At 63.9% G+C, this 24,135-nt stretch carries 21 protein-coding genes; 7 read left to right on the forward strand and 14 right to left on the reverse strand.

Going from position 1 to position 24,135, the window contains the following annotated elements; all coding sequences use genetic code 11:
• The 3 genes from GSQ75_RS16700 to GSQ75_RS16710 are packed head-to-tail and all read right to left on the reverse strand — an operon-like array spanning position 1 to position 2,854.
• A complete protein-coding gene (locus GSQ75_RS16700; RefSeq protein ID WP_158756010.1) occupies positions 1-1,356 on the reverse strand; it encodes a GldG family protein in 1,356 nt (451 codons plus the stop codon).
• On the reverse strand, positions 1,356-2,126 hold the full coding sequence (locus GSQ75_RS16705; protein ID WP_158756011.1) for an ABC transporter permease: 771 nt from the start codon (positions 2,124-2,126) through the stop codon (positions 1,356-1,358). Before GSQ75_RS16705 ends, GSQ75_RS16700 begins: the two co-directional genes overlap by 1 nt.
• Positions 2,123-2,854, reverse strand: a complete 732-nt coding sequence (locus GSQ75_RS16710; protein WP_254058624.1) for an ABC transporter ATP-binding protein — start codon at positions 2,852-2,854, stop codon at positions 2,123-2,125. Before GSQ75_RS16710 ends, GSQ75_RS16705 begins: the two co-directional genes overlap by 4 nt.
• A 209-nt stretch (positions 2,855-3,063) precedes the next feature.
• Here GSQ75_RS16710 and GSQ75_RS16715 point away from each other — a divergent pair, with 209 nt between their 5' ends.
• Positions 3,064-4,257, forward strand: a complete 1,194-nt coding sequence (locus GSQ75_RS16715) for a fatty acid desaturase (RefSeq protein ID WP_158756013.1) — start codon at positions 3,064-3,066, stop codon at positions 4,255-4,257.
• A gap of 388 nt (positions 4,258-4,645) precedes the next feature.
• Here the strand turns inward: GSQ75_RS16715 and rpmG are convergent, their stop codons facing one another.
• Entirely contained in the window at positions 4,646-4,813 is a 168-nt protein-coding gene (gene rpmG / locus GSQ75_RS16720) for a 50S ribosomal protein L33 (RefSeq protein ID WP_158756014.1), read from the reverse strand.
• 10 nt (positions 4,814-4,823) lie between these two features.
• Positions 4,824-5,060, reverse strand: coding sequence for a 50S ribosomal protein L28 (gene rpmB, locus GSQ75_RS16725; protein WP_072759006.1), 237 nt, complete (start codon positions 5,058-5,060; stop codon positions 4,824-4,826).
• Positions 5,061-5,377: 317 nt separating this feature from the next.
• On the opposite strand from rpmB, the gene secB reads away from it, so the two are divergent.
• The 3 genes from secB to GSQ75_RS16740 all read left to right on the forward strand — a co-directional run bounded on the left by secB (position 5,378) and on the right by GSQ75_RS16740 (position 10,048).
• Positions 5,378-5,881 (forward strand): protein-export chaperone SecB, encoded by a 504-nt coding sequence (gene secB / locus GSQ75_RS16730; protein ID WP_158756015.1) that lies wholly within the window; start codon positions 5,378-5,380, stop codon positions 5,879-5,881.
• Positions 5,882-5,891: 10 nt separating this feature from the next.
• Positions 5,892-6,917: an NAD(P)H-dependent glycerol-3-phosphate dehydrogenase gene (locus GSQ75_RS16735; RefSeq protein ID WP_158756016.1), complete on the forward strand. Its 1,026-nt coding sequence runs from the start codon at positions 5,892-5,894 to the stop codon at positions 6,915-6,917.
• A gap of 113 nt (positions 6,918-7,030) precedes the next feature.
• A complete protein-coding gene (locus GSQ75_RS16740) occupies positions 7,031-10,048 on the forward strand; it encodes a DEAD/DEAH box helicase (RefSeq protein WP_158756173.1) in 3,018 nt (1,005 codons plus the stop codon).
• Between the two features lie 51 nt (positions 10,049-10,099).
• Here GSQ75_RS16740 and GSQ75_RS16745 read toward each other — a convergent pair whose 3' ends face one another.
• From GSQ75_RS16745 to GSQ75_RS16755, 3 genes are all read right to left on the reverse strand, one after another.
• Positions 10,100-10,783: an HAD family hydrolase gene (locus GSQ75_RS16745; RefSeq protein ID WP_158756017.1), complete on the reverse strand. Its 684-nt coding sequence runs from the start codon at positions 10,781-10,783 to the stop codon at positions 10,100-10,102.
• Positions 10,784-10,854: 71 nt separating this feature from the next.
• Positions 10,855-11,868 carry a glucokinase gene (gene glk / locus GSQ75_RS16750; RefSeq protein ID WP_158756018.1) on the reverse strand — a complete coding sequence of 338 codons (1,014 nt, stop codon included), beginning with the start codon at positions 11,866-11,868 and terminating at the stop codon, positions 10,855-10,857.
• Between the two features lie 113 nt (positions 11,869-11,981).
• Positions 11,982-13,589 carry a S53 family peptidase gene (locus tag GSQ75_RS16755; RefSeq protein WP_158756019.1) on the reverse strand — a complete coding sequence of 536 codons (1,608 nt, stop codon included), beginning with the start codon at positions 13,587-13,589 and terminating at the stop codon, positions 11,982-11,984.
• A 181-nt stretch (positions 13,590-13,770) separates the two neighbouring features.
• Between GSQ75_RS16755 and hemB the strand changes: the two genes are divergently transcribed.
• Both hemB and GSQ75_RS16765 read left to right on the forward strand, forming a co-directional pair.
• Complete coding sequence (gene hemB, locus GSQ75_RS16760) at positions 13,771-14,763, forward strand: porphobilinogen synthase (protein WP_158756020.1); 993 nt, start codon at positions 13,771-13,773, stop codon at positions 14,761-14,763.
• A 183-nt stretch (positions 14,764-14,946) separates the two neighbouring features.
• A complete protein-coding gene (locus GSQ75_RS16765; RefSeq protein WP_158756021.1) occupies positions 14,947-15,666 on the forward strand; it encodes a hypothetical protein in 720 nt (239 codons plus the stop codon).
• Positions 15,667-15,768: 102 nt separating this feature from the next.
• Here GSQ75_RS16765 and GSQ75_RS16770 read toward each other — a convergent pair whose 3' ends face one another.
• Positions 15,769-16,149 (reverse strand): tautomerase family protein, encoded by a 381-nt coding sequence (locus GSQ75_RS16770; RefSeq protein ID WP_158756022.1) that lies wholly within the window; start codon positions 16,147-16,149, stop codon positions 15,769-15,771.
• A 164-nt stretch (positions 16,150-16,313) separates the two neighbouring features.
• Between GSQ75_RS16770 and pyrC the strand changes: the two genes are divergently transcribed.
• Positions 16,314-17,357, forward strand: coding sequence for a dihydroorotase (gene pyrC / locus GSQ75_RS16775; RefSeq protein ID WP_158756023.1), 1,044 nt, complete (start codon positions 16,314-16,316; stop codon positions 17,355-17,357).
• Between the two features lie 80 nt (positions 17,358-17,437).
• Here pyrC and GSQ75_RS16780 read toward each other — a convergent pair whose 3' ends face one another.
• The 5 genes from GSQ75_RS16780 to trxA form a co-directional block, all read right to left on the reverse strand.
• Positions 17,438-18,688 carry a lytic murein transglycosylase gene (locus GSQ75_RS16780; protein ID WP_158756024.1) on the reverse strand — a complete coding sequence of 417 codons (1,251 nt, stop codon included), beginning with the start codon at positions 18,686-18,688 and terminating at the stop codon, positions 17,438-17,440.
• A 290-nt stretch (positions 18,689-18,978) separates the two neighbouring features.
• A complete protein-coding gene (locus GSQ75_RS16785; protein ID WP_158756025.1) occupies positions 18,979-20,346 on the reverse strand; it encodes a glutamate--cysteine ligase in 1,368 nt (455 codons plus the stop codon).
• A gap of 150 nt (positions 20,347-20,496) precedes the next feature.
• Positions 20,497-21,315, reverse strand: a complete 819-nt coding sequence (locus tag GSQ75_RS16790) for a hypothetical protein (protein WP_158756026.1) — start codon at positions 21,313-21,315, stop codon at positions 20,497-20,499.
• A gap of 115 nt (positions 21,316-21,430) precedes the next feature.
• Positions 21,431-23,311 (reverse strand): transcription termination factor Rho, encoded by a 1,881-nt coding sequence (gene rho, locus GSQ75_RS16795; protein WP_158756027.1) that lies wholly within the window; start codon positions 23,309-23,311, stop codon positions 21,431-21,433.
• 187 nt (positions 23,312-23,498) lie between these two features.
• The gene (trxA, locus tag GSQ75_RS16800; RefSeq protein ID WP_158756028.1) at positions 23,499-23,825 is read right to left on the reverse strand and encodes a thioredoxin TrxA; all 327 of its coding nucleotides are present in this window, start codon (positions 23,823-23,825) and stop codon (positions 23,499-23,501) included.
• Positions 23,826-24,135: the final 310 nt, after the last annotated feature.

Consider the following 24,135-nt stretch of genomic DNA (forward strand, 5'->3'; position numbering starts at 1 on the left):
TCAGCGCCGGCGCCGGCGCCACACGATCAGGCCGCCGATCAGCAGCAGCAGCAGCGGCAGCACGATCATGAAGCTGACGCTGACCATGTCCAATTCCGTCTGCGAGATCACCAGCAACCGGTCCGGTGCGCCGCGCGGCGGCAGGTCGACCAGCTTGTCGTCGCCAAGCAGCCAGTCGAACACCCGCTCGCCCAGCGCGCGGTTGCCGCCGTTGCCGAGGAAGGTGTTGGAGAGGAAGTCACCGTCGCCGATCACCACCGCACGCTGCTCGCTCTTGTCCGGGCTCGGCGACAGCCGGCTCAGTGCGAAGCCGAAATCCAGCGGGCCTTTCAGCTCGCCGGAGGTGGCGTCGAAGCGGATGTCCGAGGGCTTGTTGTTGTCGATCGGATGGAATTCGGTCCAGCTCTGTGCACTGCTACGCAGGAACGACTTGACCGCCCAGCCGCCCTGCGTCACCTGTGCCAGCGCGGATACCTGCGGGAACAGCGTGGCCAGTGTGAAGCCGCGGGTAATCGCCTGCGGCGGATAGTCACCCAACGCGATCAGTCGCGGATCGTGCAGCCCCAGCGCTGTGCCGGAACCATCGACCAACACGCCGGGCAGCACGCGAATGCCGAGTGCGGTGGCGAGCGGGTTGAGGCCGAGATCGTCATTCGACGGTTCGGTCAGCCACAGCAGGTTGCCGCCGTTCTGCACGTAGCCGACCAGCGCCTGCACCGCGCCGGGCGGCAGCGCCAGTGAAGGGCTGGCCAGCACCACCAGGTCGGTATGTTCCGGTACTGCGGGGACCTGGGCGAAGTTCAGCGGCACTGCACGCATGCCGCGACCTTCCAGCTGGGTCATGAAGGTGCCGAGGTCGGCATTGGCCTGGCCGTCGGCACGGCGCTCGCCATCACCGGTGACGAAGGCGACGACGCGGTCATTGCCGCGGATCAGCTTTTCCAGCGCATTGGTGAGGCTGCGTTCGGACAGCTCGTCCAGCCGTTGTTCGCGGTTCTGGTAATGCAGGATCAGCGCGCCATCGACGGTGATGCCCAGCTCGCGCATCTTCGCCGGATCCAGTTGCGGGTCGACGAAGCGCAGGCTGAGATCGGGTTTCACGGCTTGGTAGCGTTGCAGGAAGCCAGCTACCGCCTGACGCAGGTCGCCTTGCGGGTTCGCGTAACTGACGATCTCCACCGGACCGTTCAACTGGGCCAGCACCGCGCGACTCTCTGCCGAGAGGCTGGTGCGGCCGTTGGCAGTCCAGTCGGCCTCGTGTGCATAGCGTGTGCTCAGGTAACCGATCGCACCCGCGGCCAGCAACAGCAGCAGCGCGAACAACCAGCCATCCAGACGTTTGAACAGGGTGCGCATCAGCCACGCTCCTTGTCGGCGACCAGTCGCCGCGTGGCCAGTGCCAGCGCCAGCACGGTCAGCAACACGAACCAGACGATGTCGGTGGTCGATACCAGCCCGCGCAGCAGCGATTGCAGATGCGTACTCATCGCCAGCCAGTTGATCGCGCCATCGTTCATGCCGGCCATCTGCGCGCCCAAGTTCACACCCCACAGCGCCAGTGCGATAACCAGCGCGGCGGCGGCGGCGATGGCCGGATGCGAGGCGAAGGCGGAACAGGCCACGCCCAGCGCCCCCAGCGCAGCCAGCATCAGCATCAGGCCCAGCGTGGCAGCAGCCAGCTTGCCCCAGTCAAAATGGGTGGCGTGCATCAGCGCCAGCGGCATCGCCAGTGTCAGTGCCAGCCACAGCAGCAGCCAGCCCAGTATCGCCAGGTATTTGCCCAGCACGATGCGCGAGGCGGGTACGCCGGCGGCGAACAGCAGCGGCAGCGTGCCGCTGCGGCGTTCACCGGCAAGCACCGACATGGTGATCAGCGGCACCACCATGAATGCGAGCTGGGCGAGCTGCGCGAGCAGGGGCACGGCCACCAGGTCGACGAAGCCGGGACCGTCCGGCTGCGCGGCACGCTGGATCTGTCCGGCCAGGAAATTGCCCAGCAGCAGGGTGAAGTTCCATGCCAGCCACGCCAGCGTCAGCGCCGCGAGCACCCAGGCCAGCGGACGCACCAGCAGCCGGCGCCACTCCAGTCGTGTCACCGCAAAGGGACTCACGAAAGCCGGGCTCATGCGGCACGCGCCGGTTGGTTATTGCCGCTCATCGCAATCTCGAAGAAGGTTCGTTCCAGCGCTGCGTGATCATCGCTGTGCACGGCGCCATCGTGGCGCAGCGTGCCCTCATGCAGGATCGCCACGCGATCGCAGACGGCAGTGACTTCAGTCAGCAGGTGCGTGGACAGGATCACCGCTGTACCGGCGGCAGCCTGTTCGCGAATCAGCGTGCGCAACGCGGCCACCTGTACCGGATCGAGCGCATTCGCCGGCTCATCCAGCACCAGCAGGGCCGGTTTGTGCAGCAGGGCGCAGGCCAGGCCGAGGCGCTGGCGCTGGCCTTGCGACAGCACTCCAGCGAGACGCCGGGCCAGCGGCTGCAGTTCCAGTCGGTCGATGATTGCCGTACGCGCTTGTTTCAGTGCCGCGCCATGCAGGCCGCGCAGGTGACCATGCGCGTCCAGATGCTCGCTTACCGTCAGTTCCGGCCACAGCGGGGCACGTTCGGGCAACCAGCCGATCAGTTGGCGCGCCAGTTCCGGCTGCTCCAGGAAATCCGCGCCGTTCAGCTGGATGCTGCCGCTGTCCGGGCGCAGCGCGCCGGCAATCATCGACAAGGTGGTCGATTTGCCGGCGCCATTGACGCCGAGCAGGCCCAGCACCTGGCCGTGTTGCAGCAACAGGCTCAGATCCTGAACGGCGGGGCGGCCGGCGCGGCGCCGGCTGAGCTGGTCCAGTCGCAGCATGGGCGCTGCGGATACGTCGGTTGGCAAGGTCATTGCCTGATTGTCACGGTGCCCCCACTGTTTAGACAACAGGTGATTGTCACGCGCGTGAACTAACGACGTATTAGCTTCTCCCTCTTGACTGGCTGGTACCATTGTGGGCCAAGCCATGCTGGTGGGTATGGAAGCCCCTCGATTAGACTGATTCCGTCCCTTACTCGGTGTTTTCCATGCTCGATGCAGTGCTCAATTTCCTGAACCACGGCCTCACCGGCGCAAGCTGGGGGCAGATCGTGGTCTACATGCTGATCGTGACCCAGCTCACCATCTTCACGGTGACGCTGTATCTGCATCGCAGTCAGACCCATCGTGGTGTGGATTTCCACCCGGTGCTGGCGCATTTCTTCCGTTTCTGGGGCTGGCTGACCACCGGCATGGTCACCCGTGAGTGGGTCGCAGTGCATCGCAAGCACCACGCCAAGGTCGAGACCGAGGAAGATCCGCACAGCCCGATGATCTACGGCATCAAGAAGGTGTTCTGGGACGGCGTCTCGCTGTACCGCGATGCCTGCGAGTCGAAGCAGGACATGGAGCAGTACGGCCGTGGTACGCCGGATGACTGGGTCGAGCACAACGTGTATGGCGCGCATCCGTACTGGGGCCCGACCCTGATGCTGCTGATCAGCATCGCGCTGTTCGGCGTGATCGGCGCCGCGCTGTGGGCGGTGCAGATGGTGTGGATCCCGTTCTGGGCCGCCGGCTTCGTCAACGGCATCGGCCACTGGGCCGGCTACCGCAACTTCGAGAGTGCCGACACCGCGCGCAACCTGATCCCGTGGGGTTTCTGGATCGGCGGTGAAGAGCTGCACAACAATCACCATGCCTTCCCCAGCTCAGCCAAGTTCGCGCTGCGCAAGTGGGAATTCGATATCGGCTGGGCGGCGATCTGCGGCCTGCGGGCGATCGGTCTGGCCAAGGTGCTGCGCGTGGCACCGTCGCTCGATGTGCGCCCGAACGTACGTCTGCCGGACGCTGAAACCCTGAAAGCCGTGCTGACCCACCGCTTCCAGGCGATGACCGACTATTACCGCGGCGTGATCGTGCCGACCTTGAGCGACGAAGCCTTGCATGCCGGCGAAAGCCTCAAGTCGATGCCGCGCCGCATCCGCTTGGCCATGGCCGATGGCGGCCGCTGGCTGGACAGCGAAGGTCGCGAGCGCATGCAGGCCGTGCTGGCCAAGCGCCCGACCCTGACCATCGTGTTCGAGTTCCGCAACCGCCTTGCGGCGTTGATGGAACAGCGCGGTGCAGAGCAGGCGCTGAAGGGTCTGCAACAGTGGATCCACGAAGCCGAGGAAAGCGGCATCCGCACGTTGCAGGAATTTGCCCAGCGGCTCAAGGGCTACGCGGTCGCGACTGCCTGAGCTTGCAGCCAAGTTACTGTTTCGACAAAACCCGCCCTCTGGCGGGTTTTGTTTTTTGGGCCGGTGAGAGTGTGTAGCCAGAGACCTCGAAATTCCTTGCAGTGTCGTCATTCCGGCGAAGGCCGGAATCGCTTTTCAACATCGAAGCTGGTCATTGGCTTTTCGGTTGCGGAATGGATCCCGAGCTGGCCTTTCGCATCAGCCATGCAGACCCTGGTTTGAGTAGTAGCCATGCGGGCAAAAGAAAACCCGCCACGGGGGCGGGTTTTCTTTTGGGGCGTCAATATCGCTGTTGCAGATGCGGAAGCAAGAGCAGAAGCGATCCCGGCCTGCGCCGGGATGATGTTCCGGCAAAGCCGCTCGCGCCAGGCGCGAGCGGGCCGTCACATCACTTGATCTTGCCTTCCTTGTAGAGCACGTGCTTGCGCACGACCGGATCGTACTTCTTGAACTCGAACTTTTCCGGCGTGTTCTTCTTGTTCTTCTGCGTGGTGTAGAAGTGGCCGGTACCGGCCGAGGAGATCATGCGGATCTTGTCTTGGGTCTTGTTTGCCATGATTTAATCCTCAGACCTTGTCGCCGCGGGCACGCATTTCGGCAATCACGGCTTCGATGCCATTCTTGTCGATCGTGCGCAAGGCGTTGTTGGACACACGCAGCTTGATCCAGCGATTCTCGCTGGCGACCCAGAAGCGACGCTCATGCAGGTTCGGCAACCAGCGGCGACGGGTACGGTTGTTGGCGTGCGAGACGTTGTTGCCGCTCTGCACACCCTTACCGGTGACTTGACATACACGGGCCATGACTTGCCTCCGTTGAATGACTTCAGAAGCCGGGGCTTTGAAAGTCGGTAAACACCCGTTAGCCAGGGTGACATCGGCCCAGCGGCGCTGTGCGCCACGCGATGCTGGAGGTTGTTGCCACGCATGATCGTGAGGTCCGTACCGCGTGGCGGACTACCCGGAAACACCGGGTCGATCGAGGCGAGCCGCGTATTCTCGCAGAAAAACAGGGCTGTGCGCAATCTTTCCGGGGCAGGGGGCTTCCGCTTGGCGTGCGTCGCGGGGGGATGTATGGAACAATCGGTCTCTTTTGACAGACCGAACTTGAGGGATCCCCGATGGCAGAAGTAAGCACCAACGACCAGGTCAACGGTCAGGACAACCAGCCGCAGCTGGTACTGCAGAAGATCTATGTGAAGGACGTCTCCTTCGAGGCACCAAATGCGCCACAGATCTTCCAGGAAATCGACGCGCAGGAACAGCCGCAGGTGCAGCTCAATCTGGCCCAGCGGGCGGCCGACCTGGGCAACGGCCTGTACGAAGTGGTGCTCGGCCTCACGCTGACCTGCACGGTCGGGCAGCGTACCGCGTACCTGGCCGAAGTGGAGCAGGCCGGCCTGTTCGGTGTCTCTGGCTTCAACGAGATGGATCACGCCGGGATCATTGGCAGCTACTGCCCGAACCTGCTGTTTCCGTACGCCCGCCAGGTGATTTCCTCGCTGGTGATCGAGGGCGGCTTCCCGCCGTTCTTGCTGCAGCCGATCAACTTCGATGCGCTGTTTGCGGAACAGCAGCGCCGCTCGATGGGTGGTGGGCAGTCTCCGGTCACGCTCAACAGCTGAGCGATCCGGCATGGCTGAACGTCCGACCCTGGCCGTCCTCGGTGCCGGTTCCTGGGGCACCGCGCTGGCGGCCCTGACGGCGCGCAACGGGGTGCCCACCCGGTTGTGGGGGCGTGACCGTGCGGCGCTGGCGGCGATGCAGGCAAACCGTTGCAACCAGCGCTATCTGCCGGACATCGAATTGCCGGTGGAGCTGGGTTACGAGAGTGATCTGGCCGTCGCCGTGCGCGGTGCCGGGATCGTGCTGATCGTGGTGCCCAGCCATGCCTTTGCTTCGATGCTGACCGAGATGGCGCCACTGCTCGATGCGGATACCGCGATCGCGTGGGCGACCAAGGGTTTTGAACCCGGCACCGGGCGCTTCCTGCATGAGCTCGTTGCGAGACAGCTGCCCGGGCGTGCCGCGGCGGTGATCACTGGCCCGTCGTTTGCGCGCGAGGTGGCCGCCGGCCTGCCCAGCGCGGTTACCGTGCACTCGGACGACAGCGCGTTTGCGCATCAACTGGCCAGCCTGCTGCATGCGCCGAACCTGCGTGCGTATTCCGGCAGCGACATGCTCGGCGCCGAACTCGGCGGCGCGATGAAGAACGTGTTGGCGGTGGCCACCGGTATCGCCGATGGCATGGAGCTGGGCCTGAATGCCCGTGCCGGCTTGATCACCCGCGGCATGAACGAGATGCTGCGTCTTGGCGTGGCGCTTGGTGCACGGCCGGAGACGCTGATTGGCCTATCCGGCCTTGGCGATCTGGTGCTGACCTGTACTGGTGATCTGTCGCGCAACCGCCGTCTCGGCCTTGCGCTGGGACAGGGCATCGCGATCGACGAAGCAGTGCGCCGGATCGGCCAGGTGGTGGAAAGCATCCTCACCGCCGACGAAGTGGCGCGACTGGCCGACAAGCATGGGCTGGATCTGCCAATCAGTGCCGGCGTACGCGCGGTGCTGCATGGCGAGGTGACGCCGGTCAACGGACTCAAGGCGCTGATGGCGCGCGTGCAGAAACCGGAATACCCGCGCGGCCTGTTCGGCACCGCCTGAGTCCGCCGGCGAACTGCAGCACGGTCTGACAAGATCGGCCACGCAATGACGCCGCACGGAGCCCCGGCACTGCTAAGCTCATCGTTTTGGTTGTCGCCACGGATCGCATGCGCATGCAGCAACCGGACGAGAAGCAGCACGCCACCACAACGCCAGTCGGCGACGACGAAGCCCTGCCGCAGGCATGGCGACGGTTGCTGGCGGCGCCAAAACCGGTCGCGGTTGAAGATCGCGGCGTACTCGGTTTCTTTCTGGACGTAGTGCCGGAAGAAGGCGCCGCGTTTGCCCGGCTGGATGTGGCGCCGGTACTGCTGAGCGTGGCCGAGCACGGCCGCTACGCGCGGCCCATACCGATGGACAGCCGGCACCTGGCGCAGTCCACGCTGCCGCCACACGAGCAGCGGCTCGCCGCCACCATGCTCGGGCTGCCACAGAGCGTGCGCAAGAGCCGCAGCTATGCGCGCCTCAGCGGTCATGTCGGCGACACCTTGCTGGCCGAGATTCTCGATACCGCGCCGTGCTTCCTTGGCGGCCTGGCCGGCTTGCGGCTGTCGCGCGGCAAGTCACACCAGCTCAACTGGCATTGGCAGATGGAGCCTGACGGCAGCCAACGCCTGCTGCCGTTGATGCCGCACAGCCAGCGCCTGCTGCGCCTCGACAGCCTGTGGTACCTCGACGCCGAGCGCGCCACGCTGGGCCTGTTCGACGCCGCGGCCGAGGAGACTCACTGGCTGGAACTGCCGTCGCTCAAGCATGAGCACGGCCGCCGCCTGCGCAATCGCCTGCCGGGCAGCCGCCTGGCCACACGGGTGCCGTTGCCGCAGGTGTTCGGCGAGCTGCGCCGCTCGCAGCTGGCACCGAAGCCGGTGCTGGTCCTGCACGCACTGACCCGGCACGCACGGCTGGCCGCCGGCACGCCGCCGCTGGGCTATGCGCGGCTGGCCTTCGACTATGCCGGCGAGCGTCTGCCCGGCCGCGGCGGCGAGCCACTGGTGCGTCGTGTGCGCAACGGCCAGTTGGTCGAAATCACCCGCCGCCGTGCCGAAGAACTGTCCGCGATGGAACAGCTCGAACGCGCCGGCCTTACCCCCGGCGTGGACACCGAAGGTCTGCCATGGGACGTCGCCGATACCTTGCCGGATGATGCGTGGCTGTTCCCCGGCACCGGCTACGCTGGCGCGCTGGAGGTCAACACGCCGGCGCGCTGGCTGGCGCTGCGGCCGAAGCTCGAATTGGAAAACTTCCAGGTCGAGTACGCACCGAGCTTTCCATTCGAAGTGCTGGAAGGTCCGGTGCACTGGTATGGCCACGCAGTGGAAGATGCCGACGATCACGCCTTCGATCTGGAAATCGGCATCGAGGTGGACGGTCAGCGGCACAACCTGCTGCCGGCCGTGGCGCAGGCATTGGCCGAGCATCAGTTGAACCTGAGCCCCGCGCCGAACGAGCCGGAAGATGCGGTCTGGTATGCGCCGGTCGATGCGCGCCGTCGCGTGCCGGTGCGTCTGAAAGAGCTGCGCGGCCTGCTGGCACCACTGGCCGAATATCTGGAAAAGCCGCGCAAGAAACTGCATCTGCCACGGGTGCAGGCGGGGCGACTGGAAGAGCTGGTCAAGGCGATGCCCGGTGGCAGCACGCTGGAAGCGTCCGAGCCGCTGCTTGGATTTGCCGCGCGCTTGCGCGACGCCGCCGAACGCGCCAGCGATGTCGTGCCGGAAGGACTCACGGTGGAACTGCGGCCTTATCAGCGCGAGGGCCTGCGCTGGTTGAACGCGCTGGCCGAAGCGGGCGTGGGCGGTGTGTTGGCCGACGACATGGGTCTGGGCAAGACGCTGCAGCTGATCACCCACCTGCTCTCGCTGAAGCAGAGCGGCGCGCTGACCCAGCCGGCGCTGATCGTGGTGCCGACCAGCCTGATTCCGAACTGGCAATCGGAGATCGCCCGCTTTGCGCCGAGCCTGCACGTGCTGACCTTGCATGGGCCGCAGCGCGCCGAAGAATTTGCCCAGCTCGGCGCGCAGGACATCGTGCTGACCAGCTATGCACTGTTGCCACGCGACGTACTGCCGCTGCGCAAGCAACTGTTTGAGCTGATCGTGCTGGACGAGGCGCAGCAGGTGAAAAATCCACGCACGCAGGCGCGCCGCGCGCTGCTCAGCCTGCGTACCTCCCGCTACGTCTGCCTCACCGGTACGCCACTGGAAAACCATCTCGGCGAGCTGTGGTCGCAAGTCGACCTGGCGGTACCCGGCCTGCTCGGCGATGAAGGTGCGTTCCGCCGGCATTACCGTGTGCCGATCGAAAAGCAGCACGACGAAGAATGCCAGCAGCGGCTGAACCTGCGTCTTGCGCCCTTCATCCTGCGCCGGACCAAGGGGCAGGTCGCGCAGGAATTGCCGCCGAAGACCGAGATCACCCGCCGCGTGGTGCTGGAAGGTCGCCAGCGCGATCTCTACGAAGGCCTGCGCCTGTCACTGGCGGAGGAGTTGCGCGAGGTGATCGCCCAGCGCGGTATCGCGCACTCGGGCATCGTGGTGCTCGATGCGCTGCTCAAGTTGCGCCAGGTCTGCTGTGACCCGCGCCTGGTGAAACTCGAGGTGGCGCGCGGCGTGCACGAATCGGCGAAATTCGAACTGCTGATGGACATGCTGCCGGCGCTGCTCGATGAAGGCCGCAAGGTGCTGCTGTTCTCGCAGTTCACCGGCATGCTGAAACTGATTGCTGCCGAGCTCGATCGCAAACGTATCCGCTATGTCACTCTCACCGGTGAGACGCGCGACCGCGCCGAACCGGTGCAGCGTTTCCAGAACGGCGAAGTACCGTTGTTTCTGCTGTCGCTGAAGGCCGGCGGCGTCGGCCTCAACCTCACCGCCGCCGACACCGTGATCCACTACGACCCGTGGTGGAATCCTGCCGCCGAGGCGCAAGCCAGCGATCGCGCGCATCGCATTGGGCAGGACAAACCGGTGTTCGTGTTCCGCCTGATCACGTCAGGCACGGTGGAGGAGCGCATCGAGGAATTGAAAGCACGCAAGGCCGAATTGGCCGCCGCGGTGCTGGAAGGCGGCGGCAGTCGCGAGAAGCTCAGCTTCGATCAGGGCGACCTGGATGCGCTGCTGGCGCCGGGATGAAAGAAAATCTGATTCAGATTTTCGACGTACCGAAGTCATCCCTAGGCAGATTCAATCCCGCGTAGTGATTTCGTCGATATTGCGCAGCATGTCGGCAGGATCTTCGTAGACGCGGAACGCGCCGGCCTGCTGCAGTTCGGCTATGCCATAGCCACCGGAGAGCAAGCCGACGCCGAGTGCGCGGGCGCGCTGCGCAGCGATCATGTCCCAGACGCTGTCACCGATCACCAGCGAGTGCTGGATGTTCACGCCCAGCCGTTCGGCGGCGGCGATGAACAGGTCGGGGTCCGGCTTTGCGTGCCGCACCTGATCGCGAGTGACCACGGGAACCTTCGATGGATCGACGCCGAGCGCAACGAGATTGTGGTGCGCGGTTTCCATGCGGCCGCTGGTGGCAATCGCCCAGGGAAATTTATTCTTCGTCAGGAAATCCAGCAGTTCTCGCGCTCCGGGTAGCGGTCGCACCGCATCGGCGGCGGCCAGCCGTCCGAAAGCGGCGGCGTGGTTGTGACGCAGCCGCAGCAGCGTCTCTTCGCTCATCGTGATGCCGGTTTCGCGCTGCAGCATGTTGAGAAACAGGCCGCCGCTCATGCCGATGCGGCGGTGGATGCGCCACACTGAAATGTGCACACCCTCGGCATCCAGCGACTCCTTCCAGGCCAGTACATGCTGGTAGACGCTGTCGACGAGGGTGCCGTCGAGATCGAACAGGAGGGCGGTTCTATCGAGCGACATGGATGTGCCGGTGATGCTGAAAATCAGTCATCGATGGTGTCACGCAGAATGTGATGAGCCCGGGGAACATGCTAGTCGTGACGGTGCAATAGCGAACCGCCGGATTCCACCACGGCCAGTGCGGCGGCGCCGATCAGGCCCGGTTCGGGATTCATGATTGCCTGCGTCGGCACCTGTTCCATAGTGACGCGGAAGCGCCCCTTGGCCTCGAAGCGCTCGCGGAAATTGCCACGCTCCATCCACGGCAACAGAATCGGTACCAGACCGCCGGTGAGATACACGCCATCCCATGCGCCCAGGGTCATCACCAGGTCGCCGGCGACGCTGCCGAAGATGCCGGCGAAGGTTTCCACCACCTGCACGCACATCGGATCGCTGTTCGCGTTGGCACGCGCGCTGATGTCTTCGGGTTTCAGCGGCTCGGGAGTGTGCCCGGCGATTTCGCAGAGCACGGTATACAAATCCACCAGACCATTGCCGCAGACCAGCCGTTCGTTGGACACCCGGCCGTAGCGCTGGTTGAGGCGCTTGAGTATTTCGATGTCCTCGGGCGTGTGCGCGGCGAAGCCGGCGTGACCACCTTCGGTCTGCAGCACGCTGCACTTGCCCTGACGCAGCAACAGGCCGCCGACACCGAGTCCGGTGCCGGGGCCGACGATCACAAAGGTCTGTTCTTCCTTAGCACCCAGCTTCGGCAACGGCAGCTTGCCGACCGGTACCAGATCAGCCGGCTGCAGCAACATCACTGCCATGCTTTGCGCCGCAAAATCGTTGACCAGGCGCACGGATTGCAAATTCAGCTCGGCCTGCAGCTTGCGCGCCGAAATAGCCCATGGATTGTTGGTGATCTGCACCGTCTCGCCATCGCTGATGCGGCCGGCGGCGGCGATCAGTGCATGCTGTGCCTGCAGCCCGCTGTCGACGAAGTACTGGCGGATGGCGTCGGCCAGCGAAGCGAAATCACGGACCTGATAACGCCGCACGTTGTCCATTTGAAACGGCATGCTCGCCGCCGGGTCCGAAATCGCAAAGCGCACGTTGGTGCCACCGAGATCGGCGAGCAGGGTCGGGGCGGGGACGTGCATCGGAACTCCATGTGATGTTGCTAAAACAGCAAGCCTGCCGTGAATGCTGACCAGCGTCCAGCACCCGGTCAATCCGGGGTGCTGGCGCGTGGCATTGGCTGGCCCGGATCAGCTTACGATTTGCCCTTGTGCTTGCCGCCGGAAACAGGCGGTTTGTGGCTGCCGCCCTTGGGCTCGTGGCCTGAGGGGGAGGGTGCAGGGCTGCCCGTCGCGCCCTGTAACGCGCTGAGCAGGGCCTGCCCGTTCGGGCTACCCAGGCCGGTGCAGGCGTCCCAGCCCGGGCCGGCGGTGTAGCTGCCGTTGTTGCCTTGCGTGATGTCGTGGAACGCTGTTTCGCCGATGGCGTACAGCGCGGCATTGGCGGCACCCAGCGAGTGGCCGAGCTGCTGGTTGAGGCGCGCCACCAGTCCAGCCCACAGCGGCGCGACCGCACTGGTGCCGCCGATGACCTCGGTCTGGCCGTCGACCAGCACGCTGTAACCCGTGAGCGGATCCGCGTTGCCGGCGACATCGGGCACGCCGCGCCCGACGAAACCGCCCGGTGCTGCTGGGACCTTCGATGTCGCTTGCCATGCGGGCAGCGCGAACACGGTGCTGACACCGCCGCCGGTGGCGCCCTCGTTGCCGGCGGTCTCGTTCCACACCACCTCGCTGCTGATCGTGCTGCCGCTGCTGATCAGCTCGGTGCCGCCGCAGCCCAGCACGGACGGGCTGGAGGCGGGGAAATCCACGGTCGGCTGGCCGCCACTGACGCCATCGCTGGAGCCGTTGTCGCCGGCCGCCACGGTCACCGTCACGTCGAGCGCGGCAGCATCCTCCAGCGCGGTTTCCATTGCATTGCGCGAGGCCGTGCTCCAGCCGCTTTCGGGGCCGCCCCAGCTGATCGACATCACCGTGGCCGGCTGGGTGGTGCTGTGCGCGGCCTGCGAGATCGCGTTATAGAAACCTTGGTCGGTGTTCCCGCCGAAGTAGACGACTAACTGCGCCGCTGGTGCGAGCGCACCGGAGACCTCGATGTCCAGCATCACTTCCGCATCCGCATCGCCGCCGGGCTGGTTGCTGCCGCTGTCGACCGAAACCGCAGTGATGGAAGGTGTTTTCAGGCCGAGTCCGCTGAAGTAGGTGTCCAGATCGGCCTGCACATAACCGCCGCCGAGTTCGATGATTGCAATGATCTGGCCAGTGCCGTCGCCAGCGGGAAAGTTGTACAACTGGCCGACCTGCAGCGGCGTATAGGTATTGGCCGGCTCTGCCTGCGCGATGCGGAAATGCGGCTGTGCGACCGGGCGTTGATCCAGTCCCAATACGGCGATCACCGCAGGATCGGGCAGGGTCGGTGCCTGCGCGGAGCCGACATAGGACGCCCCGCCAAGGGTGAGCTCGTAATGCCCGAGCTGCACGCCGAACGCCTGCTGCAACGCTTGCGCAGTACCACGCAGATGCAGTGTGCGTCGTCCCGGCTCGCAAGCCAGTTCCTGCAGGCCATGCTGACGGCTGAAGCTGCGCAGGCGCTCCACATCGGCCGGATCGGCGCCGTAGCGCGCCACGAAATCGGCATGCCGGGCGCTGCGCGATGCTGAAGGTGCCAGTTTGCCCAGCGCGTTCTTGCGCCGCAGTACCAGGGTTACATCGAGCGTTTCATCCGAGGCATGCGGACCCAGGTAACGGGCGCTGGCCGGCAGATGCCAGTTGGCAGAGTCGGTGGGCGTGGTCTTGCTCATGGTGCATCCTCCGGTGGGGAAACGGCGGGTCGTGATGTCGAGGGTGCACCGGAAAACGTTACGGAAAAGTGTCGTGGTCGATCGAATCGGCGATCACGTGGGTGCAACCAATGTCGCAGCGCGGCCGCAGGCTTTGCGTTGTGGCCTAAAATGGCCGGGATATCACCCGTCAGGATCCGCCATGAGCTTTCCCGCCATCCGCATGCGTCGCATGCGTCACGACGCCTTTTCCCGCGCGCTGATGCGCGAGAACACCTTGCTGGCAAGCGACCTGATCATGGTCGCGTTCGTGATCGAAGGCGAAGGCCAGCGCGAAGCGGTGCCGTCGATGCCGGGTGTGGATCGGCTGTCGATCGACGAGCTGCTGAAGCTCGCTGGCGAATGCGTGCGACTCGGTATCCCGGCGCTGGCATTGTTCCCGTCGCCGGGTTCGGCAGTGAAGAGCGAGGACGCCGCCGAGGCGTGGAATCCGCAGGGCCTGATGCAGCGCGCCACCCGCGCGCTGAAGGCGAAGTATCCGGAGCTGGGTTTGATCGGCGATGTCGCGCTCGATCCGTACACCACGCACGGCCAGGACGGCCTGATCGACGACACCGGCTACGTGATGAACGAGCCCACCGTCGAGGCGTTGATCAAGATGTCGCTGGCGCAGGCCGAGGCCGGCATGGATTTCGTGGCGCCGTCGGACATGATGGACGGCCGCATCGGCGCAATCCGCGAGGCGCTGGAAGAAGCCGGTCATATTCACACGCGCATCCTCGCCTACTCGGCGAAATACGCCTCTGCGTTCTACGGCCCGTTCCGCGATGCAGTGGGCTCGTCGGCGAACCTTGGCAAGGGCAACAAGCACACCTACCAGATGGACGTTGCCAACAGCGACGAGGCACTGCACGAAGTCGAGCTGGACATCAACGAAGGCGCCGACGCGGTGATGGTGAAGCCGGGCCTGCCGTATCTGGACATCGTGCGCCGGGTGAAGGACACGTTCGGCGTGCCGACCTTCGTGTATCAGGTCAGTGGCGAGTACGCGATGCTGAAGGCCGCGTCTCAGAATGGGTGGCTGGAGGAGAAGGCGGTAGTGCTGGAATCGCTTACGGCGATGAAGCGGGCGGGGGCGGATGCGATTCTTACGTACTACGCAATCGATGCGGCGCGGTGGCTGCGTGGGGAGTAAATGAAGTTTGCTTTGTGACGTCAGTTATCGATCCGTAGCAGCCATTGGTATCTACACTGAGCGTCAATGAAACCGGAGGCAACTCACGGCCATACCCCCACCAACATATGGCCCGACAACTAATCCAAGTGGCTGCGTGTGCTGGCCGCCAATTAACTTAAGCGTTAGAGCGCTGGAGACCCAATGCCGCCACTTCCGCCAGAGCAACGCATCAAGTTCTTCGTCTTCGTAATCGAGTCGCCTTCAGCTGTCGACCTCTATCACAGGCGAAGCGAAGGCGAAATCGTTCGGCAGGCGGTGGAGCTAAACGGCATCAAGTGCACCGTCAAGACAGCAATATCCTTTCTCGCGTTTGACGCATGTCTCAAGGTCGGCTTGTCGGAAGCGATGGGCCAGATGCCAGGTTTCATTCCGCTTTTGCATATCAGTGCGCATGGCGACGCCAACGGTATCCAACTCTCAGACGGTTACAACATGAGTTGGGTGCAACTCAAAGACCTACTTCGTCCGATAAACCAAGCTCTTGGTGGATCGCTAGTCGTCTGCATGTCCAGCTGCGAAGGCTATTCAGGGACTCGCATGGCTATGCATCCGGAGGAATCCGATCTTCCATACTTCGCTCTTATTGGCTGTGGTGCTCAACCTACTTGGGGAGAGACGGCTGTCGCCTATGCAACGCTCTATCACCAACTTTGGCGTGGAGAGCGAATTGACAATGCTGTTCAAGCGATGCGCGTAGCTTGCGGCAATGAATTCTTCTTCTTAGAACATGCCGAGAAAAGCAGACAGAACTACATCGAGTACCTGAATACCGTCAATCCTGCTCAGGCACAGGAAAACTTAGAGCAAATTGTCGCCAATGAATCCGCAGACAATCAGCAGAGTCTCAAGCTCCTTCGGTAAGCTCTCGGTCAAGCACACGTGCTTACTGCGTGTCTCATAATTCAAGTGGTGAATGTCCGTTAATGGCCGTGAGTGATCATTCGCCGTTAGCCGAAAAGAACTTCACGCGTACTGTGCGACACCATTCCCGAACGACCAGTTCTCCTTCGCCACCTCGACCAGATTGATGAATACATCCTCGGGACGCAGGCCCGGGTCGGCGGAAAACTTCTCTGCGATGCCCCGGTACAGCGCCTGCTTCTGCTCCACTGTGCGGCCGCTGTTGCAGGTGATCTGCACGATCACCAGATCGTCGCTGCGATCGACGCTGAGATAGTTCGGGTCGTAGTCGAACTCGTCGGCGTCGTGCTGGCTGACCAGGATGAAGCGGTCGTTCTCCGGCACGTTGAAGGCTTCGCGCATGGCCTGGTAGATGCCGTTGCGCAGGGCGGCGAGGTGGGCGGGCGACTTGCCGCGACGGAGTGAGATGCGAACCAGTGGCATGGCGGACTCTCCACGAGGATGAAGCACGGTAGATGGGGATGGGTGGTGCGATATCATGTGCCATTGGCAGCCATGACACGAGACATCCGGCATATGTCCGCCAGGTAACCAGTCCTGACATCTGCTGTGTTCTTCTCACGATACCCATTCCGAGTCCGCAAGCCATGACACCCACGCGTCTTGAAATCACACGCCCCGATGACTGGCATCTGCATCTTCGCGATGGCGAGACGCTGGCCTCGGTGATCGGACACACCGCGCAGCGCTTTGCGCGCGCCATCGTGATGCCGAACCTGAAGCCGCCGGTGACGACGGTCGCGCAGGCGGAAGAGTATCGGCGACGGATTCTGGCGAGCTTGCCGGCGGGCATGCGCTTCCAGCCGCTGATGACGCTGTACCTCACCGAGAGCACCCCGGCCGAGGAGATCATCCGCGCCAGGGACAGCGACAGCGTCTTTGCGGTCAAGTATTACCCCGCGGGTGCCACCACCAATTCACAGTCCGGCGTGCGCGAGCTGTCGCGGGTGTATCACGTACTCGAAGCGATGGAGAAGCACGAACTGCCCTTGCTGCTGCATGGCGAGGTCACCGACCCGGACATCGACATCTTCGATCGAGAGCGCGTTTTCATCGACCGTCATCTGATGCCGCTGCAGGCCCGTTTCCCCGGCTTGCGCATGGTGCTTGAGCACATCACCACCCGTGATGCAGTCGAATTTGTCCGTGGCGCCCCGGCCAACGTGGGCGCCACCATCACCGCGCATCATCTGCTACTCAACCGCAACGCGCTGTTCGAGGGTGGCATCCGTCCGCACAACTACTGCGCCCCGATCCTCAAGCGGGAGACGCATCGTGCTGCCTTGCTGCAGGCGGCCACCAGCGGCGATCCGCACTTCTTCCTCGGCACGGACAGCGCGCCGCATCCGCGCGAAGCGAAGGAAGCGGACTGCGGGTGCGCGGGGCTCTATACGGCCCATGCGGCGCTGGAGCTGTATGCCGAGGCGTTCGATCAGGTGGGCAGCTTAGATCGGCTCGAAGCGTTTGCCAGCTTCCATGGCCCGGACTTCTACCGTCTGCCGCGCAACCAGGATCGCATCGCGCTCGAACGCACGCCATGGATCGTGCCGGACGAATATCCCCTGGCCGGATCCACCTGCAAGCCGATGCGGGCCGGCGAGTCGGTCGCGTGGTCGGTGGTTGGTGGATAGGGCTTCTGCCTGATCGGCTGACACGGAACCTTCCGGCGTAGCGCAACTTCCGCCGGACTTGCCGATTGCGAGATGGCTGATCAGTGAGTCGTGCTTGGTTGCGCGCGCAACGCCGTGAGAAATTTCTGCCCCGCACGTCCATCGACCGGCATGCCAAGTCGACCCTGCTCGGCGCGGATCGCGACACGCGTCTTGGCACCGATCAGGCCGTCGGGCGTGCCGATGTCGTAGCCGCGGGCCTGCAGCAGGGTTTGCAGCTCACGGTTTTTCGCACGGGACAGGCCTGGATCGTCGGTAGGCCACGGGGTGACGAAGCCGATGTTGTCGCCATGGCTGCCGACCAAGGTGGACAACTGCGCGATCGCCAGCGCGTAGTTTTCGCTGGCGTTGTAGCTGTAGATGGTGTCGAAGTTCTTGCCGGTCAGGAACGCCGGGCCTTGCGTGCCGGTGGGCAGCAGCAGGCCGGTGTCGGGCAGGTTCGACGGCAGCGGCTTGCCGTTGGCTTGGGTGATGCCCTGCGCGGTCCAGTACGCGACATCGTGCTTGTTCTTGCGGGCGGAGCTGCCCGCATAGCCGGCCGGCAACTTCACCTCCAGGCCCCACGGCTCGCCCGTGCGATAACCCGCCTGATGCAGGAAGTTGGCGGTGGAAGCCAGCGCATCGGGCACGCTGCCGACCACGTCGCGGTGACCGTCACCGTCGAAATCGACGGCGGTGTGCAAGAAGGTGCTGGGCATGAACTGGGTTTGCCCGAACGCACCAGCCCATGAGCCGTTGAGCTTGTCCGGTGCGATGTCGCCGTTCTGCAGGATCTGCAGCGCCGCGGCGAATTCGGTGCGGAAATACGCCTGCCGCCGCCCGAAGCACGACAGCGTGCCCAGCGACTGCACCAGCGGCCGGCCGCCGGTGATCTTGCCGAAATTGCTCTCCACGCCCCACACGCTGACCACGATCGCCGGATCGACGCCGTAGCGGCTCTGGATCTGGCGCAGCACGGGCAGCCATTGCTGGTACGCGGCGCGGCCATCGGCCACGCGCTCCTTGTCCACCAGCATCGCCATGTAATCCCACGCTGGTAGCGTGAATTCAGGCTGCTTGTCGAGCAAGGGCAGGATGCTGCCGTCGGGTGCGAGATTCGTCGTGTACTGCTTCCACGTGTCATTGCTGATGCGTGCGAAGTCGCTGCTGTGCTGCAGCCCGGTAAGGCATTGGTTGAATTCGGTCTGGCTGAGGATGGGTGCGATGGCATCCTGCGCGTGGGTGGCGGGCGCCAGGCATGCAGCGATCAACAGAGAAGCAAGGCTCAAGGTGAGGTGTTGTGTGTTGAGCATCGGTCGTCCTTGTGGCGCTGACGGATGGGGAAGAGCAACGATCATAGCGGTTTGCGCTGGGGCGGCATGGTCGCTTTGCTCCCTCCCCTGCTTGCAGGGGTTGGATCAATGCTCCGAACTCAAGGAATCCCCAAGCTCGTCATTCCGGCGTAGGCCGGAATCGCATTGGCTTTGTTGGCGGCATCCGATTGCGCGACGAAAGTGCGATAACCGGCTTCGCTGCTGAAAAGCGATTCCGGCCTACGCCGGAATGACGGTATAGGGAGTTTTCGGGGCAGTGGAGCGTGCCGTCAGTAGGCGAACTCGCGGAACACCGGGTCGACGCTGCCGTTCCACGCACCGTGGAACAGCTCCAGCTTGCGCTCGGCTGGCGTCTGGTTGGCCTGCACGATCTCGATCATCGGCTCGAGGAAGATGCTCTCGTCGGCACCGTTCTTGTTGAGGCGGGCGCGACGCTTGAGGCCGTGGCCGGCGATCTTCAGTGCTTCTTCGGCGAGATCGCGCACGGTGCCGTTGCGGAACGGCAGCTTCAGCGCATGCTTCGGCACGCCATCGCGCAGCGCGTGGCGTTCCTCGCGGCTGAAATCCTTGACCAGATCCCACGCCGCATCCAACGCCTCGTCGTCATAGAGCAGGCCGACCCAGAACGCTGGCAGCGCGCACAAGCGATTCCACGGACCGCCGTCGGCGCCACGCATCTCCAGGTACTGCTTGAGGCGAACCTCGGGGAATGCGGTGGTGAGATGGTCGGCGAAGTCTTTCATGTTTGCCTTGGCGCCGGGCAGCATCGGCAGCTCACCGGCCATGAACTTCTTGAAGTCCTGCCCGGCGAGATCGATGTACTTGCCGTCCTGGAAGCTGAAGTACATCGGCACGTCGAGGATGTAGTCGACGTAGCGTTCGTAGCCGAAACCGTTGGCGAATACGAAGTCCAACATCCCCGTGCGGTGCGGGTCGGTATCGGTCCAGATGTGCGAGCGATACGACAGATAGCCGTTTGGACGTCCTTCGGTGAACGGCGAGTCAGCGAACAGCGCGGTGGCGATCGGTTGCAGCGCCAGGCTCACGCGGAATTTCTTGATCATGTCCGCTTCGCTGGAGAAATCCAGGTTCACCTGCACGGTGCAGGTACGCGTCATCATGTCCAGCCCGAGCGAGCCGACCTTGGGCATGTATTCGCGCATGATCTTGTAGCGGCCCTTCGGCATCCACGGCATCTCGTCGCGGCGCCACTTCGGCTGGAAGCCCATGCCGAGGAAGCCGAGGCCCATGCCGTCGGCGATCGAGCGCACCTCTTCCAGATGCGAGTTCACCTCGCAGCAGGTCTGGTGGATCGTCTCCAGTGGTGCACCGGACAGCTCCAGCTGGCCGGCCGGCTCCAGCGTGATCGAGGCGGCATTCCGTGACAGTGCGACCGGGTTCTCGCCTTCGCGGGCCACGTCCCAGCCGTAGCGGGTAGCAATCGTTTCCAGCAGCAGCTTGATGCCGCGGTCGCCCTCGAAGGTCGGCGGACGCAGAGTATCGGTGAGGAAGCCGAATTTCTCGTGCTCGGTGCCGATGCGCCAGGCCTCACGCGGTTTCTCGCCCGCGGCAAGGTAATCGGTGAGTTGCTGGCGCTCCCGGATCGGGGTGCTCTTGACGGCACTGGGTATGGACACGGGCAAAGCCTCGCAGGGTGAGCGAGTCACTATGGGGGTGTTGCGTGACAACGAAAAGGGGGTAACGGGAAATAATTGTACGCGGCGGTACAGATGCAGAGGTGGCGTTGGCTAGCCGAATAACCAATCGGATGTTCGGGAATCGCCTCGTCAAGGACGAGAAGCGCTGGCCGTGTCGTATGCCGGGCAGGTCAATCGGGCTACTACGTCGTCGGGCAGCTTGGCTCGACGACCCAATTCCGCATAGGTAAGTAAAGGTCGCGTGTTCTCGTGTCCGGGATGTTTCGTATTGTATTCATGCCTGAGTTGCCGTTCACGGCGATCGTCTTCGCATACGTCGACGCGATGATCGAGCAAAGTTTGGACGATGGCCGCATCACCGTGGATGGTGGCCCAGAGCAGCACATCCGCGCCACCACCTCCTGGGCGCAGTTTCGCGTTGGCATGGTGATGCATCAGCACTCCCACCGTAGTCGCGTCCCCACATTCAATGGCTATAGCCAGTGCGGGTCCGGAAGTTCTCAGCTCGCCTTGATCAAGAATGCCCGCGCTCGCGGCTGCCTTGAACAATTGTGGATTGAGAGCCTGCATCTGGCCAACCAGAGCCTTGCCGAAAGTGGGTATCTGCGCGGCGGCATCCACCTCGGCGCCATCTCCAAGGAGGCCATCAATCTCACGGGATTGCCCTGACCATGCGGCGGTAATCATGGCCGCCTGTCGCCATTGCTTTGCGTCCGACGGCGGCATGGCGCTCAATTGTCTGCGTACATCTTCGAGCTTGCCGTCACCCGCATTCACCATCAGCCTGGAAATGTCGGGCGTAGCGCTCATCGCGCCAAGCAGATAGGCCTTCCGAACCACGGTGGTCCATTCAGAAACACATTGCTCATGCTGCAGCGGCAGTTCATCGGCAAAAACGCCGTGAGCCAGCAACATGCCGAGCGCGACGAAAGCAAAGCGAGCAAACATGGATGAGCCCCTGCCCAAGTATTCGCCGATTCCAGCCGAAATCGCCCTGAACAACAAGTCTGAAAACAGAAAGGCCGGCAATCAGCCGGCCTTTCTGTTCGACGTGAACTGACGATCAGCGCTTCATCGAATTGAAGAACTCATCGTTGGACTTGGTGTTCTTCATCTTGTCGAGCATGAACTCCATCGCGGAGAGCTCGTCCATCGGGTGCAGCAGTTTGCGCAGGATCCAGATCTTGGCCAGCATGTCCGGCTCGATCAGCAGGTCCTCGCGGCGGGTGCCGGAGCGGTTGATGTCGATCGCCGGGTAGACGCGCTTCTCGGAGATGCGACGGCTCAGGTGCACTTCCATGTTGCCGGTGCCCTTGAACTCCTCGTAGATCACCTCGTCCATCTTGCTGCCGGTTTCGGTCAGCGCGGTGGCGATGATGGTCAGCGAGCCGCCTTCTTCCACGTTACGCGCGGCGCCGAAGAAACGCTTCGGACGCTGCAGCGCATTCGCGTCCACGCCGCCGGTGAGTACCTTGCCGGAGCTCGGTACGACGGTGTTGTAGGCGCGGGCGAGGCGGGTGATCGAGTCGAGCAGGATCACCACGTCCTTCTTGTGCTCGACCAGGCGCTTGGCGCGCTCGATCACCATCTCGGCGACCTGCACGTGGCGCACGGCCGGCTCGTCGAACGTCGAAGAGATGACTTCGGCGCGCACCGTGCGGGCGATTTCGGTCACTTCCTCCGGACGCTCGTCGATCAACAGCATGATCAGATGCGCGTCGGGATGGTTGTAGGTGATCGCCTGGGCGATGTTCTGCAGCATCATCGTCTTGCCGGACTTCGGCTGCGACACGATCAGGCCACGCTGGCCGCGGCCGATCGGCGCGATCAGGTCGAGGATGCGGCCGGTGATGTCCTCGCTCGAACCGTTGCCGCGCTCCAGCTTGAACGACTTGCGCGGGAACAACGGGGTGAGGTTCTCGAACAGCATCTTGTTCTTCGACGCTTCCGGCGGATCGCCGTTGATGTCGTCGACACGAAGCATCGCGAAGTAACGCTCGCCCTCCTTCGGATGGCGCACGCGGCCGGTGATGTAGTCGCCGGTGCGCAGGTTGAAGCGGCGGATCTGGCTGGGCGACACATAGATGTCGTCCGGGCCGGCCAGGTAGGACTCGTCGGCCGAGCGCAGGAAGCCGAAGCCGTCCTGCAGGATTTCCAGCACGCCTTCGGCCCAGATGCCGCCGCCGGAGCGGGCGTGCGCCTTGAGCACGTTGAAGATCACGTCCTGCTTGCGCGCGCGGGCGATGCCTTCATGCAGGCCCAGCGATTCGGCGAATTCCAGCAACTGGATCGCGTTCTTGCGCTTGAGCTCGGTGAGGTTGATCACCCGGTCGTTGCTGCCCGGATCGGCGTTGTCGTCATCCACCGGGAGGCCGTTCGGATTGGGGCGCGGGTGATTGCCCTGCGGGCGTGGCTGCTGCGGATTGGGATTGCCACCGCGCTCGTTGCGGCGGCGCCGGCCACGGCCGTCGCGACCTTCGCGGGGACCGTTGTTGGGGTTGTTCGGGTTCGGACCCGGGTTCTGGCCCTGGCCGCCCTGATTCGGGTTCTGGCCCTGGTTCGGGTTTTGCGCCTGGTTCTGACCCTGGCTCTGACCTTGGCCCTGATTCGGGTTCGACGCCGGATCCTGATTCTGGTTCTGGCCCTGGTAAGCGGCCGGCTCGCGCGGTTCCTGCGGCGCCCGCTGCGGCGGTGCCTCGTTACGTGGCGCTGGCGGTGTCGCCTGGGTGGCCTGCGCTGGCGTCGGCCGTTCGGCTGGCGGCGGCGCTGGCGCGGCGGCGGCTGGCGTCTTGTCGCTCATGGCTGCCTTCTCTGCGTTGGCCGCTGCAATCGCCGCCGCCGTGCGGCGCGGCGCGCGGGGGCGCGGCTCGGGCTTGCCTTCGGCAGCAGGGCTGGTATCGGCGCGCTTGGCGTCGTTCGGGATGTTGTTTTCGTTATCGGACACGGGCAATCCTCGCGGGGCGCCGTTGAATTACAGGAGGGAGGGTGTGCGTCGCGCTGAAGGCGCAAGGGGACAGGACTGTCCCGACGGACGCGATGAATCTAGCACCCGCTGCGTATCGGCGTAAAGCCTCGCAAGCCGGCCGGGCAATGCCGGGCCGGCTTCATGCAGCGGATTTGGAACAGGTGGATCAGATGGCCTTGTCGATCATCTGGGTCAGCTGACCCTTGCTGACGGCGCCGATCTGGGTCGCCTCGACCTTGCCGTTCTTGAACACCATCAGGGTCGGGATGCCGCGCACGCCATAGGCTCGCGGGGTCTGCTGGTTCTGGTCGATGTTGACCTTGACGATGCGCAGCTTGCCTTCGTACTGCACGGCCAGCTCGTCCAGCATCGGCGCGATGGCTTTGCACGGACCGCACCATTCCGCCCAGAAATCCAGCAGCACGGGGGTTTCGGATTTGAGCACCTGCTGTTCGAAGGCGTCGTCGTTCACATGGGTAATCAGGTCGCTCACCGGGGATCTCCGTGGCTGGGGCGCAAAAACGTGTGGGTGAAAAGTGGGGTGGCAAGGGTGGGAAAACAAGGAGATGGCGACGCCAAGGGCCGTCATCAGCTACACTCAGGCGCCCATAAAGCGCGAGTTGGGCAGGAAGGAGAGGTGCCATGGCGGCAGGTCTTCATTCCAGCGCAACTCCGGGCACGATTCAAGGGCGGCTTGCAAAGCTGCCCGTCAGACCGCCGGCAAACACGGCGTCGCTAGGAGCCTGGGTGGTAGAAAGCCAGCGAGCGAGGCAAAGCGGATTTGAGTCAGGTTTTTCGATCGT

Source organism: Dyella sp. S184, from assembly GCF_009766065.1.
Lineage (GTDB): Bacteria > Pseudomonadota > Gammaproteobacteria > Xanthomonadales > Rhodanobacteraceae > Rhodanobacter.